This window comes from Aeromonas sp. s6 (assembly GCF_040907815.1).
GTDB lineage: Bacteria > Pseudomonadota > Gammaproteobacteria > Enterobacterales > Aeromonadaceae > Aeromonas > Aeromonas caviae.
On sequence record NZ_JBFOCN010000043.1, the window covers coordinates 26,508 to 45,504 of the forward strand.

Consider the following 18,997-nt stretch of genomic DNA (forward strand, 5'->3'; position numbering starts at 1 on the left):
GGACGCAGCGCCCTCGCGCTTCCCTCCCTTGCCAACAAGGGTTTTACCGCCAGCTTACGGCGGCAACGACGTTGTGCACTGGCAGAGCGGCACCATTATCCACCTGTGGTAATAAACCTGTCTGTGGTAATGCACGTTTAGTCACCCATAAAAACGGAGCCAGAGGCTCCGTTTTTCAATGCCGTATCCATCCCGGCCGCTGCGCCCTCGCGCGCTTCCCGACCCTTGCCAACAAGGGTTTGTACCACCAGCTCACGACGGCAACGACGTTGTGCATTGGCAGAGCGGCACCATTATCCACCTGTGGTAATAAACCTGCCTGCGGTAATGCACGTTTAGTCACCAATAAAAACGGAGCCCGAGGCTCCGTTGTTCAATGCGGTATCAATCCCGGACGGAACGCGCTTCGCGCTCTTCCCGCTCCCTTGCCAACAAGCGTTTGTACCACCAGCTGCTGCGACGACGTTGTGCATTGGAAGAGCGACGAGCCATTGCTTAGATCCCAGTCAAGAGAAGAAAGAGCCGCATTATGCGATAGAGATCACGCCCGTGTCTGTAGCTGGATCAAGAAAAGGCTCACTGGCCCACCCGGATCGTCCGCTGGTTGCCCTCCGGTTCACCACTCTGTGACGGCGTCGTCACCTCTCGCCAGATCAGGGGACCATTGGTCTCCATCGCCTGTTGCGGCGCGTACTCCAGCCAGAGCTCCCCCTGCTGGATACGGGCCCCCTGGGAGTATTTCTGATCCTGATACCAGCACACCCGCTCGGGCAGCGAACCAAGGGGCAGCACCAGCTCGGTGCCCACCGAGTGGCTGAGGGTGTTGGACGCCGGGGCGGCCAACGCGGGGAAGAGCCAGCCAAGGGCCAGCAGACAACCTGCACAACGGATCATGGGAATTCCTGTCACGGGGGAGTGAAAGTGTAAAGCGACCAGCAGAGCCCTCGACTTGACCAATAAATGTCGGCTCATCTGGCATTCCGGAAGCAATATGATAGCCTGCCTGCGCCCGCCAAGGCCTGTCAGGGTTCTGCCGTGGGCCCCCACCGGCATCGCCGGGATGCGGTAATGAATAACCCTTAATAATCAGATAATTAACTGGATATGTTGTCAATGCGTATCATGCCGTTGCTCAAGGCTGCCTGCCTGAGCCTGATGTTGTCCGCCTGTGTCGCCCCCCTGCTGATGATGAGCCCCACCAGCCAGCTGATGTGGGCCCTGCTCAAGCCGCTGGTCGGTTTCGATCCGAACGAGGCCAACCTGTTCGAGCAGCCGCTGATCAAGGACAGAATGACCGCCATGCTGGGGCCCAACTACGAGAGCACCATGCAACTGCTCAAGACCGCCGACGAGCTGCAACAGGAGGGACCGCTCTTTTACGTGGTCTCCCGCTACGCCCCCGTGCCGGACGTAGCCAAGCAGGCCGGCATGGTCTGGAACGCCGACACCAACCAGCTCGCCGTCATGGTGCAAAAAGGTGACGGGGCGACCCAGGTCTTCGGGGAAAACCTGACGGCCGCCACCCCGACCTGGCCCAGCGCCATGCAGGGCTGGCAGTCCCAGGCCACCCCGGCCGCCACGGCCCTGACCGGTGCCGGTCAGGGGCTCACGGGCGCGGGCAGTTCTTTGCTGGGCACCATGATGGGGGGCCTGCAACAGAGCGCCAGCAAGGCCCTGTCCGACTCCACCAGACAGGTGATCGGCAGTGCCGCCACCACGGCGCAGCAACAAGCGACCAAGGCGGCGAGCGACTCGGCCAAACAGGCCGCCAGCAGCGCAGCGACCATCAGTGCCGCCACCACAGCGCAGCAGCAAACCGCCAAGGCGGTGAGCGACAGCGCCAAGCAGGCCGCCAGCAGTGCCGCCGCCATCAGTGCCGCAACCACGGCGCAGCAGCAAGCCGAAAAGGCGGTGAGCGACACCGCCAAACAGGCCGCCAGCAGTGCCGAAACCACGGCGCAGCAACAAGCCACCAAGGCGGTGAGCGACACCGCCAAGCAGGCCGCCAGCAGTGCCGCAACCACGGCGAAGCAACAAGCCGCCAGCAGCGCAGCGACCATCAGTGCCGCGACCAGTGCACAGCAGCAAGCCGCCAAGGCAGTGAGCGACAGCGCCAAGCAGGCCGCCAGCAGCGCCGAAACCATCAGTACCGTGACCAGTGCACAGCAGCAAGCCGAAAAGGCGGTGCAGCAACAGGGCGAGAAGCGGGAAGCGGCCTCCGGCACCCTGAGCGATCAGGCCAGGGCGGATGCCGAAGCGGAGCTGGAAAAACTGCTTAACTGACTTATTTAAGCGTCATGCCACCATAAAAACAGGCCATCACATGATGGCCTGTTGTTTATCTGACCCGTGGCAGGGGAAGATCAGAAATGGCGGTCCTGCTCGGTGGGCTTGGCACCCTTCTCTTCGCTGTGCTCGATGGCGGTGCGGATAAGGTCGACGCCGGCCCGGATGATCAGCACCCCCATGTTGACCAGCTTGACGCAGACCCACATGAAGGTGATGAGCAGGATCAGCTTGAGCACCGTCTGGAAGGCCTCCAGGAAGTTCTGCTCCAGCTGGGCGGTGAGCCCGTTGGCGCTGCTCATCAGCCAGGTGTACACCTCGCGCACGAAGGGGATCCGGCTCGGCATCTCCAGCACGTCCAGCGCAGCAGGCAGGGCCTGGAAGATGACGATGCTGCCAAACAGTATCAGGATGACGCCGATGGCAATCCCCAGAAAGAAACCGAACTGTCGCATGAAGAGCCCCACAATGTAGTGAATGAGAAGAACAATAGCCGCCAATACTAGGGACTGCCCGCGCAGACGGCAATCCTTGCGTCCCCCACAGGGTCGGTGCCCCCTGCAAGCCATTGCCCGGCCGTCTGATTTCTGTGACCCTTGTCCCCACTCCTTGCCCCTGGGTGTCATCATGTTTCGAGTCGTCTTCTGCCTGCTGCTGTTGCTGGGCGGTGCCCTGCCCACCTCCCGCGCCGAATCCCCTCCCTCTGCGGCCGCCTGCGTGATCCGCCACCAGCAAGGGATCCTGCTGGTGCAGGACAGGCTCTCCTCGCGCTACAGCCTGAGCGGCGGTTACATCGACAGGGGGGAGACCCCGGAGCAGGCGGCCCTGCGCGAGCTGTTCGAGGAGACCGGCCTGCAGGGTCGCGTCACCGGCGAGCTGGGGCGCTGGCAACGGGCCAGGGTGTTCGCCTGCCAGACCCTGGAGCCCCTGCGGGTCCAGCGGGGGACGGGGTTTGTCTCCCTGCTCCAGGCCCCGGATCTCGGTGGCGAGATCCTGAACGCCAGGCTGATCGCGGCCGCCGACCTGCCCCCTGACCAGCGTCGCTTCCCGGCGCAGCTCGACTGGATAGCCCCGAGGCTGGCCGAGGTGCCCGAGAGCCAGGTGCTGTGGGTGACGGATTTCAGCGACGCGGCCAGTGCGCTGCACCGCGCCGAGTTGCCGCTGATCCAGCGCCTGCAACAATGGCTAGGGCCGGATGCGCTCTGGCCAGGGGCGGGCAATCTGCTGGGCTCGGCCCCCTTCCAGCTGGCGCTGCTGCCCTTGCTGCTGCCCCTGCTCGGCTGGTCCAGGCTGCGCCACCTGCTGTTTGCCATGGTGCTGCTCACCCTGGTGGTGAACCTGCTCAAGGCGGGCATCGGCTGGCCCAGGCCCTTCCACCTGCAACCCGAGCTGGCCCGCCAGAGTGCCCAGGGCTTCGGCATGCCGAGCGGCCACGCCGCCTCGACCCTGCTCTACTGGGGCCTGCTGCTTGGCTGGCTGCCGGCGCTGCGGGCATGGCAGGGGGCCCTGCTGGCCCTGTTGCTGGCCGGCGTGGCCGGGCTGGCCCGGGTCTGGCTGGGGGTCCACTTCCTCTCGGATGTGGTGGCCGGCCTTGCCCTGGGGGCCCTGCTGCTGGCACTGCGCGCCACGCTGGCGAAGCTGGCGGCGCGCCCGCTCCCCTGGGCCGGGCTGCTCATCGCCAGCGCCCTCTCGGCCTGGCTCACCCAGTCCACCGCCCTGGCCGGGCTTGCCATGTTCACCCTGGGGCTGGTATCGGGTAATCTGCTATCACTCGAACGGAGCCCCACCCCCGCCCTGCCCGCCGCGCTGCTGACCCTGGCAGGGGGACTGGTCGTGGCAGGGCTCCTGTTCCTGGTGCCCGCGCTCACCAGCAGCTCTCTGCTGATCCTCGCGGGACAAGGGTGGCTCTTTGGCTGCCTGGGGTTCTGGCTCAGCGCCGGGCTCTGGTGGTCGTTGTCCGCTATCCGTCACGGTGCCCGAACCGGGCGCTCAACCCCTCGTTAAGGGAATGCCATGAATATGAAAAAAGTGGATTTGGCCAAGATCACCCTGGGCTTGCTGTTCCTCAGCCTGCTCATCATCTCGTGCTTCATGGTCTTGCGCCCCTTCCTGCCCGCCCTGGTGTGGTCGACCATGATCACCATCGCCACCTGGCCCCTGATGCAGATGGCCCAGCGCCTGCTGTGGGGCAAGCGCACCCTGGCGGCGTTGCTGATGACCAGCATCTTGCTGCTCATCTTCGTCATTCCCCTCTTCATGACGCTGGCCAACGTGGCGGAGAAGGCCCCCATGCTCATCGAGCTGGGCACCGAGCTCAGCCAATCCCCGCCCCCCGAGCTGCTCTGGTTGCAGCAAGTGCCCCTGGTGGGCGACAAGCTCTATGAGTTCTGGCAGCAGATCCTCGCGAGCGGTGGCCAGGTGCTGTTCACCAAGCTGGCCCCCTACTTCGGCCAGACCGCTCGCTGGCTGGCGGCCCAGGCGGGCAACCTCGGCCTGCTGTTCGTCCACTTCCTGCTGACCGTGGCCATCTGCGGCCTGCTCTACCACTCGGGAGAGAAGGCGGCAGAAGGCATTCGCCGCTTCGCCCACCGTCTGGCGGGCCAGCGCGGTGACAATGCGGTGGTGCTCGCCTCCCAGGCCATCCGCGCCGTCGCCATGGGGGTGGTGGTGACCGCCCTGGTGCAATCCTCGGTGGCGGGCCTGGGCCTGCTCATCGCCGGCATTCCCTATGTCATGGTGCTGGTGGTGCTGATGTTCCTGCTGATCGTCGCCCAGATAGGCCCCTTCCCGGTGCTGCTGGCCAGCGTCGGCTACCTCTACTGGAGCGGGGACACCACCTGGGGCACCTTCCTGCTGGTCTGGTCCCTGCTGGCGGGCACCATGGACAACTTCCTGCGCCCCTTCCTCATCAAGCGCGGGGCCGACCTCCCCCTCATCCTCATTCTGGTGGGGGTCATCGGCGGCCTGCTGGCCATGGGGATCATCGGTCTCTTCATCGGCCCCGTGGTGCTGGCGGTGGGCTACACCCTGCTGGATGCCTGGATCAAGGAAGATGACCAACCGGCGAGCGCTCTGGTGGAGCCGCCCAAGGCGCCGTGACGATTCATTGATCCCCGATGCAAAGAGCCGCCCCAGGGCGGCTCTTTTGTTTATTACCGTCCCATGTTGGTTCGATTAGCGAAGTGTAATCGGACGATCGAGATGCCGCTGTCCGGTGTGTCCATGAATCAGCGGCATCTGTCAGCAGGGAAATATGGATGGCTGTTATAGCGGGATAATTGATTTACGCGAACGTCCGATTACGCCTTATGGCTAATCGAACCGACGGCTGGTCGCGGCGTTTAGAACCAAAGTTCGAACCGGAACGCCAAAACACGAACCAGGGTTCGAATCACTCCTTCCCCTCCCCTGTTCCCTGCCGAAGGCGCCCGCCACAATGCCTGCACCATTGGAGGAGAAGACAAGATGAACGAACTGAGAGCAACACGGGCCCTCATCAGCGGCGGCGCCAGCGGCATCGGACTGGCCATCGCCGAGGCCCTGGCCAGCCAGGGGGTGGAACTGATCCTGGCTTCCCGCCGCCTGGGGCTGCTGGAGCAGGAAGCGGCCAGACTGGAGGCACGATACGGGGTGCGAGTCATGGCACTGGCGCTGGATGTGTGCGACGGCGATCAGGTGCGGGACGGTCATGCCCGGATCCGGGAGCGGCTCGGCCCCGTCGATCTGCTCATCAACAACAGCGGGGTCGGCAGCGACTATCTGGTGCAGGATCTGCCGGAATCGGAGTGGGACAGGGTGATGGATACCTGTGCCAAGGGCACCTTCCTGCTGACCCGGGCCTGCCTGCCGGACATGCTGGCGAGCCGCCACGGCACCATCATCAACATCGCCTCCCAGGCCGCCAAGCATGGCTATGCCAGGGCCGGCGTCTACTGCGCCGCCAAGTTTGCGGTCCTGGGGTTCGCCAGGGCACTGCGGGAAGAGGTGCAGCATCAGGGCGTCCGGGTCCACACCCTCTGCCCAGGCCTGGTACAGGTGCCGCCCCCGGCCTGTCCGGGCGATCGCAAGCCCGGCTGGCTGCAGGTGGAGGATCTGGCCGAGGCCGTGCTCTACACCCTGCGCCAACCCGCTCACGTCCAGCTCGACGAGATCGGCATGACGGGGATCTGAGCGAGGCACCATGGAACGGCAGCAAGAACAAGGGGCGCCGAGGCGCCCCTTGTTCTGCGTCACACCGCCAGAGGCGGCCTGCGCGTAAGATCAGGCAGGTTGATGGAGGGTGATGCAGTGAATGCCGCCGCCCCCGGCCGCCACCGGGTCTATGTCTATCTGCACTATCTTGCGCCCCGGATAGAGGCTGGCCAGCAGATCCCGGCAATGGCGGTCGGCCCTGGCATCCCCGAACTGGGGAGCGATGACGGCGCCGTTGATGGGCAGGTAGTTGATGTAACCGGCGGCAAAGTCCGGGCTGCGGCTGAACTTGTTGTCCCGCCCGCCCAGGGGCGGCGGCAGCTGATGCAGCTCCAGCTTGTTGCCGTCGGCGTCGGTGGCCTGCTGCAGGATGGCGAGGTGCTGGCGGGTCACCTTGTAGTCGTAGGAGTCGGGATCGTTGTCCATATTGATCACCACCACCCCGGGGCGCACGAAGCGGGCGTAGAAGTCCACGTGGGCATCCGTGATGTCCTTGCCCTTGATCCCCGGCAGCCAGATGATCTTGCGCAGCCCCAGGTTGGCCTTGAGCTCCGCCTCCACCTGCGCCTTGGTGAGGCCGGGGTTGCGGTTGCTGTTGATCCAGCTGCTCTCGGTCATGATGGCGGTGCCGTTGCCATCCACCTCGATGCCGCCCCCCTCACCGATGAGCTCGCTCTGCAGGTAATAGGCATCGGTCTGCCGGCCCACCAGGGCGGCGACCCTGGCGTCATGGCTGTGCTCCTGCTTGTCACCCCAGCCGTTGAAGTTGAAGTCCACCAGCCCGAGCCCTCCCTGCTCGTCCTGCACGAAGACGCCGCCGGTATCCCGCAGCCAGATGTCATCCATCTCGGCGTGGACGAAGTGGGTGTTGCGCTCGCCGCATAACTGGCGCGCCAGCGCCTCGTCATCCTCGTGGCAGAGCACGTTGACCCGGGTGTAGGGCACCATGGCCTGCACCAGCCGCCCTATGGTGGCCTGCACCTCCTTGTAGTGGCGACCCCAGATCTCGCTGGTGGCCCCGAAGGCCACCCACACCAGGGCCTGGGGGGAGGACTCCTCCGGCATGTGGTAGCGAGCAGCGGCGCCGGGTTCGCCGGCGGCGAAGGCCGCGCGGGCACCGGGCAGGCTGCCAAACCCGGCAATGGCGCCGAGGGCGACCAGTTGTTTCAATACGTGGCGTCGGGAAAACATCGTTCTACTCCTGGGTTCAGAGGCTGCTCTTGAAGCGAGTCCAGGCTCGCATGCGGGCACGCATCTGGGATTGTGCTATATCCTGACCCGGAATGAGCCGCTGGTAGCTGGCCTCATCCAGGTAGATATCCGGGTTGGCCGTCATGGTGGCATCCACCATGGGTCTGGCCTTGGCACTGGCAGTCGGATAACCGGTGCTGTTGGTGATGGCCGCCATGTTGGCCGGGCGCATCACGAAGTTGATAAAGGCATAGGCATAGTCAGGATGGGGGGCATCCGCCGGGATCGCCATGGTGTCCATCCAGATGGTGCTCCCCTCCTTCGGCAATCGGTATTCGAAGTCGACCCGCTTGCCCGCCTCGGCGGCGGCGCGCCTGGCCTGGGTCATGTCGCCGCTGTAGCCCAGGGAGAGGCAGAGATCCCCGTTCACCAGCTGAGTCACCGGCTGGGACTGGAACTTGCGGATATAGGGCTTGATCCCCTTGAGCAGGGCCAGGGCCGCCTCCAGATCGTCCGCCTTGCCGCTGCGGGGATCCCGCCCAAGATAGTGCAGCACCACCGCCAGCACCTCGTCCGGGGAGTCGATGACCGAGATGCCGCAATCTGCAAATTTCGCCGCCAGCTCGGGCTTGAACAGCATGTCCAGGCTGCTGACCGGGGCATCCGGCATCCTCTGCCGGATGGCGTCCGCGTTGTAGGTGAGCCCTATGGTGCCCCAGGTGTAGGGCACCACGGCCTCCTTCGCATGGGGATAGGCCTGCTGCAACCGCGCCAGGCCGGGGTCTATGTCCCCCAGGTGTTGCAGCTTGCCCTTGTCGAGGGGCTGCAGGCTGCCCGCCCGCATCAGCCGCTCCGCTACCGTGTCCCCCGGGAAGATGAGGTCATACCCGCTGCGACCCGCCATCAGCTTGGCCTCCAGGGTCTCGCTGCTGTCCATCACGTCGTAGATGACCCGGATCCCGGTCTCCCGGGTGAATTCGCTCAGGGTATCGGGGGCGAAATAATCGGACCAGTTGTAGAGGCGCAGCACCTTCTCCTCTGTCGCCTCCCCCGCCCCTTCTGCGGCCTGGGCCCCCAGACTCAGCAGCAGGGCCAGTGCTGTGGCTATCTTGGTCAAGGCGCTCATGATGGACGCCCTCCCCGCTGGCCCTGCCCATCCAGGCTCAGCAAGGCGCCATACATCTCGGGGCGGCGATCTCGATAGATGCCCCAGGTCAGCCGCTCCTCGGCCATGGCGGCGAGATCCAGCTCCCGCACCAGCACGCCCGGGGTATCCCTGTCCGCCTCGGCCAGCAGAGCCCCCTTGTGATCCGTGATGAAGGAGGAGCCATAGAAGCGCATCTGCAACGCGGGATCCCGGGTCGCCACCTCGCGTCCGATGCGGTTGGCGGCGATCACCGGCATGATGTTGGCGGCGGCATGGCCGCGCTGGGTCAGCTGCCAGTGATCCCGCGAATCGAGCCCCTCTGCCCCCGGCTCCAAGCCGATGGCGGTGGGATAGAGCAGCAGCTCGGCCCCCTGCAGCGCCATGGCGCGGGCCGCCTCCGGGAACCACTGATCCCAGCAGATGCCGACCCCGATTCGGCCGGCGGCCGTGTCCCAGACGCGAAACCCCGTGTCCCCCGGGCTGAAATACTCCTTCTCCTGATAGCCGATGGCGTTCGGGATATGGGTCTTGCGATAGACCCCGAGCAGGCGACCATCCGCATCCGCCACCGCCAGGGAGTTGAAGCAGGCGTTGCCCGCGCGCTCGAACCAGCTGATGGGCAGCACCACCCCCAGCTCCCGCGCCAGGGCCGAGAAGCGGCGCAGCACCCGGCTCTGCTCGAACGACTCCGCCAGCGCCAGATGACCGTGGTATTGCTCGATGCAGAAATAGGGGGTGGCGAAGAGCTCCTGCAACAGCACCAGGTTGGCCCCCCTGGCGGCGGCGTCCCGTACCAGGCTCTCCGCTGTGTCCAGATTGCGCTCCAGCTCCCAGCTGCAAGCGAATTGTGTGGTGGCGACAACGATCTTGCTCATCCGGATACCCTCCCTGACACGCGTTCCCACTGACAGGCAAACTGCATGGTTGCGACGACCTTGTTCATGAATCTCTCCTCCCTGATCCCGTCATGAGGCCTCGCAGACGCCTGACGAGGCCGCTCCAAACGCTTACCCCTGCACCGGCCAGGCCGGCTGCTGCTGGGTGATGCAGTGAATGCCGCCCCCGCCGTGGGCCAACTGGTTGATGCGCACCGGCACCAGCTGCCTGTTCGGGAAGGCGCGCCTCAGCACCTCCCCCGCCGCCTCGTCCGCGCCTACGCCGTAGGCGGGCATGATGATGGCGCCGTTGGCGATGTAGAAGTTGGTGTAGGAGGCGCAGAACACCTCCGCCTCGGCGTCCACCGCCTCGCTCGCCTCGAACAGCTCGAGGCACTCGAAGGAGCGACCTCTCGCATCGGTGGCCAGGGCCAGGGCTCGGCGGTTCTCCCGCACCACGCGGCCATAGGTGGAGTGCCCGTCCAGGGTGGCATCCACCAGCAGGTGGCCGGGGCGGCTGAAGGCGCAGACCCCGTCCACATGACCGTCCGTCATGTCGCCGGTGACGTGGTCCGGATCCCCCGGCAGCCAGATAGTCTTCTCGATGCCGAGCAGGCGGCTGAAGATCCGTTCGATCTCCACTTTGGTCATACCGGGGTTGCGGTTGCTGTTCAGCAGCACCGACTCCGTGGTGATCAGGGTGCCCTCCCCATCCACATGGATGGCGCCCCCTTCGTTGGCGAGGAAGCTGCCGATGCACTCCAGCTCCAGGCTGTTGAGAACGCGCCGCGCCAGCCCCTCATCCAGACCGTGGGCCGACTTGCCGCCCCAGGCGTTGAAACGCCAGCTGATCCCGGCGGTGCCAAGCTCGGGATGGCAGATGAAGGTGGGGCCGGAGTCACGGCACCAGCTGTCATCCACCGGCAGGGGAATGAAGCGCACCCCGTCGCCGCACAGGGCGCGAGCCTCCGCCTGTGCGACGGGATCCACCACCAGGTTCACCGGTTCGAAGCGGGCGATGGCATTGACCACCCGGGCGAAGTCCTGCTGCACCTGGGGCAGGGTTACGCCCCAGCCGTTTTCCCACAGCGCCTTGTTGTGCGGCCAGACCATCCAGGTCGCCGCGTGCCGGCACCACTCCGCTGGCATGAACCAGCCCACAGCCCTCATTCCCTGCTCGCGCATCTCAGCCTCTCTGATTAGGTACTATTAAGGTTATTGACGATGGGAATAGACTATTCTCCCCGTTGATGGGTAACAAACGATCGATTTTCGATAAAAGTGATAAGTGGAGCTAATCAATGATGTTCAAACACTGGCCCCCTCTCAACGTGCTGCGCGGCTTCGAGGCGGCGGCCAGGCTCGGCAGCTTTCATCAGGCGGCCCAGGAGCTGCACCTCACCCAGTCTGCCATCAGTCAGCAGATCCGCTCGCTGGAGGAGCTGCTTGGCCAGCCTCTGTTTCACCGCCAGGGACGTTCCGTCGCCCTGACCGACGCGGGCCAGGATCTGCTGGAGACGACCCAGCAGGTGCTGCTGCAACTGGCGGTGGGAATACAGCGCCTCGAGCAGTACCGCAAGCCGAACCAGCTGGTGCTCAACACCAGCACCGCCATCGCCCGCCTCTGGCTGCTGCCCCGGCTGGCCGACCTTAACCGCCAGCATCCGGGCATCGATCTCTGGCTGTTCACCAGCGACGACACGCCGAACATGGCCGAGCAGACCATCGACATTTCGCTGCGCTGGGGGCTGGCTCCCCAGGCGGAATGCCGCCATCAGCCGCTGCTGGCGGATCGGCTGCTGCCGGTGGCGAGCCCGGCCGTGCTGGCACAGCCCGCGCAGGAGCGCACCACCCTGCACGGGGAGCGGGAGATGGACTGGCACCACTGGACCCTCAAGGGCGGCGACGATCTGCACCTGCAGACCCAGGGGCTCAACTTCTCCGATCCCGGCTTGTTGCAGGATGCGGCCAGCGCCGGGCTCGGGGTGGCGCTGGCGAGCGAGCTGCTCTCTCGCGACGCACGCCGACAGGGGTTGCTGCTACCCCTCTCGTCCCACCGGGTGGCCGGGCCGAACTGGAACATGCTGATCCATCAGGAGAGCGAAGGCAGCCCCCAGTGCCGGGCGGTGAGCCACTGGCTCCAGCAGCAGTTTGCCGCAGAGGCCGTCACCCGGGACCAGGACGCGACACTCTGAGAGCGGTCACTGAATCGGGGCGGCAAGGGTGATTAAATGATCCCTTCCCTTTTGCCGGATATCGCCGTGACCATGCCATCCGTTCCCCAGCCCCTCTCGTCCTGGCCCGAGCACCTGCAGGCCTCCTGGCTGCGCTGTGCCCACCAGACCAGCGCGTCCCTCTGGCATCCTCCCCACTGCGCCAGAGGGCAGACCCTGGAGAGCCTGCGCCAGCGCAAACGGGACCTGCTCACTACCGGCGAGATGGCGCTGGAGGATCTCTACGAGTTCATGGAGGGGCGCCCCTGCGCCCTGCTGCTCACCGACGAGAGCGGTTGCCTGCTGGCCCGGACCGGCCACCCCGATACCCTGCAGGCGCTGGCGGCACTCGGTTTTGGCCCAGGCGCGTTTTTCAGCGAGGGACGCATCGGCACCAATGCCGTCAACCTGGCGGCCCTGGAGGGGGTGCCGCTCTGCGTCAGCGGCCCCCAGCACTTCAACCAGCGTCTGCACCCCTGGCACTGCTGTGCCAGCCCCGTCTACAACAGCACCGGTCGCCAGGTGGCGATCGTGGCCCTGATCTGCCGGGTGGAAGAGGCCGCGCCGGGGGATCTCGCGCTCACCGTCAGCGCCGGCCGTGAGCTGGCCAATCTGCTGCAGATGGAGCGCTTGATGCAGGAGTCCCAGCACCACTTGAGCGAGCTCTATGCCCTGCTGGATGGCATGGAAGACGGCGTGCTGGCCTGGGATCCCCAGGGGCGGCTGCGCTACCTCAACGCCCTGGCGGCCAGTCGGCTGCAACTCGACCCGGCTGTCTGCCTGGGCCAGCCCCTCGATCACCATCTGCTGTTGCCCCAGCGCCTGCGTCTGGCCATCGCGGAGATGACCCCCCTGAGCCATGTGGAGGTGACGCTGGAGCGGCGGGAGACCCGGGGCGAGGCCTTCATCGACGCCCTGGTGAGCCTCAAGCCCCTGCCGGGGCCGGACGGGGTCAGCTTCATCGTCCTGCTCCATCCCACCGATCGATTGCGCGCCATTCATCAATTGCGCCAGACGGTGCCCGAGCTCTCCGCCCTGGTGGGGGAGTCGAGCGCCATGCGCAAACTGCTGCGCCACGCCCGCCAGGCGGCCAGGGGACAGGGCCCCGTCCTGCTGCGAGGGGAGGAGGAGGTGGGCAAGGCCCAGCTGGCGGAGGCCATCCACTTTGGCAGCGAGCGAGCCGCCGGCCCCCTGGTCATCTTCAACTGCCAGGCATGGCCGAGGGAGCGGATGGCGCTGGAACTCATGGGGTCCGACGAGGCGGGGCAGGAGCGGGCCGGCAAGTTCGAGCTGGCTCACGGTGGCACGCTAGTGCTGGAGCAGGTGGAGTGCCTGCCCGCCCCCATGCAGGCCGCCCTGTTGCAACTGCTCAAGACGGGGCGCATCCAGCGCTTCGACTCCGCCCGCATCCTGCCCCTCAGGGTGAGGATCATCGCGACCAGCAGCGCCCCGCTGGAGCAGCGGGTGCAGGAGGGGGAATTCGGTCGCCAGCTGCTCTATGCGCTGCAAGGGTGCGAACTCTGGCTGCCGAGCCTGCGGGAACGCAGCGCCGATCTGCCCGGCCTCATCCGCCAGCACCTGACGGTGCAGGGGGGCGAGCCGGGGCGCCAGTTCACCCCTGACGCCCTCGACTGCCTGCTGGCCTACCCCTGGCCCGGCAACCTGGGGGAGCTGCGCAGCGCCATCGAGTACGCCCAGCTTCATTGCAGTGAGGCACAGATCCCGCCCCGGGCGCTCCCGGCCGCCATCCGCCAGGGCCATTGCCTGCTGGCGGACGAGGTGGTGGGACAGCCGCTGCTCACCCTGGCGGAGCTGGAGCATCAGGCAATCCTGCGGGCCGCCCGTGCCAGCAAGGGCCAGGTCAGCCAGATGGCGCGCCAGCTCGGGATCAGCCGCACCACCCTCTGGCGGCGGCTCAAACTGCTCGACATCGATCCCGCCGACTACCACCACTGACCAGAACGCCCCTCAAAAAAAGCGGGCCCCGTCGTGACGGGGCCCGGATGGGGGAAGGTTTCAGTCGCCGAAGCGATCCCGCGCCAGTTGCTGGAAGCAGCTCAGCGCCGCCTCGGCATCCTCCCCTCGCGCCAGCAGGATGAGCCTGTCCCCCTGGCGCACATCGAGCATGGCGAGCCGGCTCAGGCTGCGGGGATTCGCCTCTTTGTCCCCCTTTTGCAGCTTGAGTTCTGCGGCAAAGGGCTTGAGTGCCGCGACCAGCCGGGCGGCGGGGCGCACATGCAGGCCGTGGGGATTCTCCACCACCACCTCGCAGCGCAGCCAGCCGTCGTCGGCAACGGGGGCAGCCTCCGTGGTGGCCTGCGCCGCACTGGCAGGCAGCATTCCCTGTTTCGGACCCAGCGCGCCAAGCGCCTCGGCAGCCACCTCGTCCAGCGTCAGGCCTGCGCCAGCGGCCACCACGGCGGCCAGAGTGCCCTCGACCAGCGGGGCGGGGCTGAGCCGCACCCGGGCGCTCAACTCGGAGGGCAGCAGCTCGAGGGCGGTCTCGGCGCTCAGGAGGGCGCTGCCCAAGTCCATCAGCACCAGCACCCCGCTGCCGTCGTCCGCCTCTTCGATCGCACTCATCACGGCGATGGCGTCGGTGCCGATGGGATGGGCGGGGTCATCGACCCCGGCCGCCAGCAACAGCTTCGCCGGGCTGCCCAGCTGATCGGCCAGGGCTTTCAAACCGGCCGCCAGCTGGGCGCTGTGAGAGACCACTACGATGCCGATCATGTCACAACCTCGCTCTGTCACGCAGGGCGGTCAGCAGCAGCAGGGTCGAGGTGGCCCCCGCATCCTGATGGCCGATGCTGCGCTCACCAAGATAGCTGGCGCGCCCCTTGCGGGCCTGCATCTGGATGGTGGCCTCGGTGCCGGCTGCGGCGGCTGCCACCGCCTTGTCCAGCGCCTCGGGGAGCGGCAGGCCCTGTTGTTCCGACTGCTGCAGGGCGGCCAGAGCGGGCCACCAGGCATCGCACATGGTCTTGTCACCCGGTTCGGCGCGGCCGCGGGAGACGATCCCCTCCACCCCGTCGCTCAGCATCTTGCCGAGTTGGCCGAGGGTCAGGCTCTGGCAGGCATCGCTGCTGGCCGCCGCCCGGATAAAGAAGGTGCCGTAGAGGGGTCCGCTGGCGCCGCCGACCGAGGAGAGCAACGTCATGCCGGTGGTTTTGAGCACCTGGCCGATGTCCTTGTCCGCCACTGCGGGCAGCTTCTCCGCCACCTTGGCAAAGCCGCGCTGCATGTTGAGGCCGTGGTCGCCGTCGCCGATGTCGGTATCCAGCGCCGTGAGGTAGTCACGCTGCTCGGTGAAGATGTGCTCGCAGTCGAGCAGCCAGTTGACGATCTGATGCTTGCTTAACATGAATATTCCTCAGCAGCCGCGCCGCAGGGCGGGGGTGTGAACGGGGGCATCCCACAGGGTCATCAGCTCGTCATCCACCTTGAGCAGGGTGATGGAGATGCCGGTCATGTCGAGGGAGGTACAGTAGGGGCCGATGAGGTTGCGCACCAGATGAATGCCCGCCTCTTCGCACAGGGTGGCGAGGCGACCATAGACGCCGTAGAGCTCGGAGATGGGGGTGCCGCCGAGGCTGTTGACCAGCGCGATGACCCTGTCACCCCCATTGAGCGGCTCGATAAAGGTGTGCTCCTCCTGCCAGCTGCCGGTGGCTCTGTCCCAGTGGCGCAGGGTGCGACCATAGGGGCTGTTGTCGGTCAGCTCCTTGAACATGTCGTCCACCAGGGCGTTGAGGTCGGTGAAGGGACGGCGCTCGATGCCCGGCTCGCCGTGGATGCCAACGCCGAACTCCACCTCGTTGTCAGCCAGGGTGAAGGAGGGCTTGCCGGCAGCAGGCACGGTGCAGGCGTGCATGGCCACGCCTATGGTGCGGCTCTGGTTGTTGATGCGACGGGCCAACGCCTCGCAGCGCGCCAGATCGTAGCCCGCCTCGGCGGCGGCACCGACCAGCTTCTCGCACAGCACTGTCGTGGCAACCCCGCGGCGGCCTGCGGTGTAGAGGCTGTCCTTCACCGCCACGTCGTCATCGATGAGGGCGAAGCCCACCTTGACCCCGTCACCGTGCAGCAGCTCGACCGCGGTCTCGAAGTTGAGCACGTCGCCGGTGTAGTTCTTCACCAGAAACAGCACACCGGCGCCGCCGTCGACGGCCTGACCGCACTCGTACATCTGATCCGGGGTCGGGGACGTGAAGATCTCGCCGGGGCAGGCACCATCCAGCATTCCTTTGCCCACCAGGCCACCGTGCATGGGCTCGTGGCCGCTGCCGCCACCGGAGACCAGCGCCACCTTGCCCGTCACGGGGGCGTCGGCGCGGGTGATGTAGTGGGGTTCGATTCTCACCTTGAGCTCGGGGTGGGCAGCGGCCATCCCCATCAGTTGTTCACGGACCACGGCATCGACAGCGTTGATCAGCTTCTTCATGGCTCACTCCTTGGCTTGCCACCACACGGGTGGACAGATGGTTGATGCAGCCAGTCTAGCGAGCCATAGGGGGATAAAAATGACAGGGGTTTCGGTTCGGATCTGAAACAGCAAACAAAGCCTGACGTTTCAATCTGAAACGAGCGAATGGGGAAGATCCGGGAAAGTGTTAGCCGCCTCACAGCCATGAAAAAGGGCCCCGCAGGGCCCTTCTCGATAGCGTGAGGATTAGATGGCCCAGCCACCGGCGTAGAAGATCACCAGGGCCACGGCGATGATGACGGTGCCGATGTTGAGCTTCTTCCACTCGGCGGCAAACAGGCGACCGACCACCAGGGCCACGAAGCCCAGCATGATGCCGGTGACGATGTTGCAGGTGAGCACGATGAAGACGGCACACAGCATGCCGGAGAGGGCATCGACCGAGTCGTTGAAGTCCAGCTTGGTGACGTTGCCCAGCATCAGCAGGCCCACATACATCAGGGCCGGTGCGGTGGCGTAGGCCGGTACCAGATAGCTCAGCGGGGAGAGGAAGATCATCAGCAGGAAGAGCACGCCGACCAGAGTGGCGGTCAGACCTGTCTTGCCGCCGGCAGCTGTCCCTGCGGCGGATTCGATGTAGACGGCTGCCGGAGCACCACCTACCACGCCCGCCACCATGCTGCTGACGGAGTCCGCAGTCAGGGCCTTGCCACCGCTGATGATGTGACCACGCTCGTTGATGAGGCCAGCCTGACCGGCCACGGCACGGATGGTGCCGGTGGCGTCAAACACGGCGGTCATCACCAGGGCCAACACGGTCGGAATCACCACCGGATTGAGGGCGCCCAGCAGATCCATGCTGCCCACCAGGGAGCCATTCTCGCCACTCAGGCTCGGCATGGCGAAGAAGCCCTGCCAGGTCACTTTCGGATCGAAGATAAGGCCGAGGATGGAGATGGCGATGATCACCATCAGGATGCCGCCCGGCACCTTGCGGCGCTCCAGGCCGAAGATGGCAGCCAGACCCAGCACCGTCATGATGACCGGGAAGGCGGTGATCTCGCCGAGCTGCACCGGCAGGCCAGCCCCTTCATTCTTGATCACCATGCCGACCCCGTTGGTGGCGATCAGCAGCAGGAACAGGCCGATACCGATGCCGGTACCGTGGGCGATGCCGGAGGGGAGGTTGTCCAGGATCCACTGGCGCACGCCGGTGACACTGATCAGGGTGAACAGCACCCCCATCAGGAAGATGGCGCCAAGGGCAACCGGAATGCTCAGCCCCTGACCCAGCACCAGGCTGAAGGCGGTAAAGGCGGTGAGAGAGATGGCACAACCGATGGCCATCGGCAGCTTGGCCCAGAGCCCCATCAGCAGGGAGCCGAAGGCGGCGATCAGACAGGTCGCCACAAACACCGGGCCCTGCTCAAAACCGGCTGCGCCCAGCATGTTCGGCACGACGATGATGCTGTAGACCATCGCCAGGAAGGTGGTCAACCCGGCCAGCAGCTCCTGTCGCACCGTGCTGCCACGCTGGCTGATGGAGAAATAGGAATCCAGAAACCCGCCATTGCCGGCGCGGGCCGTCGTTTGTTGCGTTGCCATAGTTCATCCTGAAAGTGTGAAGGAAATCGTTTGCTTGCTGGCGCGCAAAATAGCAAGAATTTGACGAGATTGCAGCGGATAAGCCCCCATTTCCCCGAAGTTTTTCATAAAAGGGCTCGTTGGAGGCCTCATTTTCCATGAGAGCGGCCCATCCCAAGCTTCTACACTCTTAGCTAGCCACGTTCCCATCTACCGGAGAGAAGCCCATGCACACAGGCAACCTGCTTGGCCAGATCCCCTCCCCCCTGCCCAGTGAAGTGTTCGCGGATCTGGTCAGTACCAACAATGTTCGTATCGAGCGCATTCTCTCCCAGGGGCAGCAGACCCCTACCGGAGAGTGGTTCGATCAGGATGAACACGAATGGGTATTGCTGGTGCAGGGAGAGGCCATCCTGGTCTTCATCACACCGGATACCGGGGTACAGGAACGCGTCCATCTGGGGCCGGGGGATTACATCAACATCCCGGCGCACCTTCAGCACAGGGTGGAGTGGACCCATCCGACCGAGACAACCGTCTGGCTCTGCGTCTATTACTAGCAAGCTCACGGCTCAAGAAGGCAATGCTTCTGCTGCGAAGATCGAAGAGGAGACCGTGGAGACGAAAAAAAGCCCAGTCTTTCGACTGGGCTTCTTGTTAGTGGCATAACGGACGCAGAGACGGACAAAATCCGGCTCAAGCACAAGGGACAACAGAGCGGGACAAAGTTGCCAGTGGCAAGTCACAGCCCTGGTGGCTGCCTCTTGCTCCCTGAGCTCTTATCCAGACGCCAGAAAGCAAAAAGGCCTTCCCGTCAGGGAAGGCCTTTCAATTTAGTGGCGGAGCGGACGGGACTCGAACCCGCGACCCCCGGCGTGACAGGCCGGTATTCTAACCGACTGAACTACCGCTCCGCATTCGGTTAGCTTTCGCTAAATTATTTGCCGCTTCTTAATGAGGTGTCATCCTCGCAGCCGGTCATGTGATTCTTCACATCACCGTTTAATTGGGTGCCTGGCAGTGTCCTACTCTCGCATGGCGAATGCCACACTACCATCGGCGCTACAGCGTTTCACTTCTGAGT

General features: G+C 65.2%; 17 protein-coding genes and 1 tRNA gene. 7 read left to right on the top strand and 11 right to left on the bottom strand.

The features are described 5' to 3' along the window. Positions 1–576 precede the first annotated feature (576 nt). The gene (locus AB5Y50_RS06355) at positions 577–894 is read right to left on the bottom strand and encodes a DUF1496 domain-containing protein (protein WP_319883078.1); all 318 of its coding nucleotides are present in this window, start codon (positions 892–894) and stop codon (positions 577–579) included. A 219-nt stretch (positions 895–1,113) separates the two neighbouring features. On the opposite strand from AB5Y50_RS06355, the gene AB5Y50_RS06360 reads away from it, so the two are divergent. Beyond that, positions 1,114–2,283 (top strand): hypothetical protein, encoded by a 1,170-nt coding sequence (locus AB5Y50_RS06360; RefSeq protein WP_368162477.1) that lies wholly within the window; start codon positions 1,114–1,116, stop codon positions 2,281–2,283. 80 nt (positions 2,284–2,363) lie between these two features. Here the strand turns inward: AB5Y50_RS06360 and AB5Y50_RS06365 are convergent, their stop codons facing one another. Next, entirely contained in the window at positions 2,364–2,741 is a 378-nt protein-coding gene (locus AB5Y50_RS06365; RefSeq protein WP_010675931.1) for a hypothetical protein, read from the bottom strand. 172 nt (positions 2,742–2,913) lie between these two features. Between AB5Y50_RS06365 and AB5Y50_RS06370 the strand changes: the two genes are divergently transcribed. The 3 genes from AB5Y50_RS06370 to AB5Y50_RS06380 all read left to right on the top strand — a co-directional run bounded on the left by AB5Y50_RS06370 (position 2,914) and on the right by AB5Y50_RS06380 (position 6,456). Beyond that, a complete protein-coding gene (locus tag AB5Y50_RS06370; protein ID WP_319883080.1) occupies positions 2,914–4,290 on the top strand; it encodes a phosphatase PAP2 family protein in 1,377 nt (458 codons plus the stop codon). A gap of 9 nt (positions 4,291–4,299) precedes the next feature. After that, on the top strand, positions 4,300–5,385 hold the full coding sequence (ydiK, locus tag AB5Y50_RS06375) for an AI-2E family transporter YdiK (protein WP_029314855.1): 1,086 nt from the start codon (positions 4,300–4,302) through the stop codon (positions 5,383–5,385). 366 nt (positions 5,386–5,751) lie between these two features. Further along, the gene (locus tag AB5Y50_RS06380; protein ID WP_201927723.1) at positions 5,752–6,456 is read left to right on the top strand and encodes an SDR family oxidoreductase; all 705 of its coding nucleotides are present in this window, start codon (positions 5,752–5,754) and stop codon (positions 6,454–6,456) included. A 90-nt stretch (positions 6,457–6,546) separates the two neighbouring features. On the opposite strand, the gene AB5Y50_RS06385 is transcribed toward AB5Y50_RS06380, so the two are convergent. The 4 genes from AB5Y50_RS06385 to AB5Y50_RS06400 form a co-directional block, all read right to left on the bottom strand. Next, the gene (locus AB5Y50_RS06385) at positions 6,547–7,668 is read right to left on the bottom strand and encodes an agmatine/peptidylarginine deiminase (protein ID WP_182956401.1); all 1,122 of its coding nucleotides are present in this window, start codon (positions 7,666–7,668) and stop codon (positions 6,547–6,549) included. Positions 7,669–7,684: 16 nt separating this feature from the next. Then, positions 7,685–8,794, bottom strand: coding sequence for an extracellular solute-binding protein (locus AB5Y50_RS06390; RefSeq protein ID WP_182935117.1), 1,110 nt, complete (start codon positions 8,792–8,794; stop codon positions 7,685–7,687). Continuing rightward, the gene (gene aguB / locus AB5Y50_RS06395) at positions 8,791–9,690 is read right to left on the bottom strand and encodes an N-carbamoylputrescine amidase (protein ID WP_319883081.1); all 900 of its coding nucleotides are present in this window, start codon (positions 9,688–9,690) and stop codon (positions 8,791–8,793) included. Before aguB ends, AB5Y50_RS06390 begins: the two co-directional genes overlap by 4 nt. A 132-nt stretch (positions 9,691–9,822) precedes the next feature. Continuing rightward, positions 9,823–10,875, bottom strand: coding sequence for an agmatine deiminase family protein (locus AB5Y50_RS06400; RefSeq protein WP_319883082.1), 1,053 nt, complete (start codon positions 10,873–10,875; stop codon positions 9,823–9,825). 116 nt (positions 10,876–10,991) lie between these two features. Between AB5Y50_RS06400 and AB5Y50_RS06405 the strand changes: the two genes are divergently transcribed. Continuing rightward, positions 10,992–11,885: a LysR family transcriptional regulator gene (locus AB5Y50_RS06405; protein WP_069784618.1), complete on the top strand. Its 894-nt coding sequence runs from the start codon at positions 10,992–10,994 to the stop codon at positions 11,883–11,885. A 72-nt stretch (positions 11,886–11,957) separates the two neighbouring features. Then, positions 11,958–13,859, top strand: a complete 1,902-nt coding sequence (gene dhaR, locus AB5Y50_RS06410) for a dihydroxyacetone kinase operon transcriptional regulator DhaR (protein ID WP_069784623.1) — start codon at positions 11,958–11,960, stop codon at positions 13,857–13,859. A gap of 60 nt (positions 13,860–13,919) precedes the next feature. On the opposite strand, the gene dhaM is transcribed toward dhaR, so the two are convergent. The 4 genes from dhaM to AB5Y50_RS06430 all read right to left on the bottom strand — a co-directional run bounded on the left by dhaM (position 13,920) and on the right by AB5Y50_RS06430 (position 17,934). Next, entirely contained in the window at positions 13,920–14,636 is a 717-nt protein-coding gene (gene dhaM / locus AB5Y50_RS06415) for a dihydroxyacetone kinase phosphoryl donor subunit DhaM (RefSeq protein ID WP_069784619.1), read from the bottom strand. 1 nt (position 14,637) lies between these two features. Continuing rightward, a complete protein-coding gene (gene dhaL / locus AB5Y50_RS06420) occupies positions 14,638–15,267 on the bottom strand; it encodes a dihydroxyacetone kinase subunit DhaL (RefSeq protein ID WP_069784620.1) in 630 nt (209 codons plus the stop codon). 9 nt (positions 15,268–15,276) lie between these two features. Beyond that, positions 15,277–16,347 carry a dihydroxyacetone kinase subunit DhaK gene (dhaK, locus tag AB5Y50_RS06425; protein ID WP_069784621.1) on the bottom strand — a complete coding sequence of 357 codons (1,071 nt, stop codon included), beginning with the start codon at positions 16,345–16,347 and terminating at the stop codon, positions 15,277–15,279. Between the two features lie 228 nt (positions 16,348–16,575). Next, on the bottom strand, positions 16,576–17,934 hold the full coding sequence (locus AB5Y50_RS06430; protein WP_010675944.1) for an NCS2 family permease: 1,359 nt from the start codon (positions 17,932–17,934) through the stop codon (positions 16,576–16,578). A gap of 206 nt (positions 17,935–18,140) precedes the next feature. On the opposite strand from AB5Y50_RS06430, the gene AB5Y50_RS06435 reads away from it, so the two are divergent. After that, positions 18,141–18,473, top strand: coding sequence for a cupin domain-containing protein (locus AB5Y50_RS06435; protein ID WP_010675945.1), 333 nt, complete (start codon positions 18,141–18,143; stop codon positions 18,471–18,473). 277 nt (positions 18,474–18,750) lie between these two features. Here AB5Y50_RS06435 and AB5Y50_RS06440 read toward each other — a convergent pair. Next, a tRNA-Asp gene (locus AB5Y50_RS06440) sits at positions 18,751–18,827 on the bottom strand. Between the last annotated feature and the right edge of the window lie 170 nt (positions 18,828–18,997).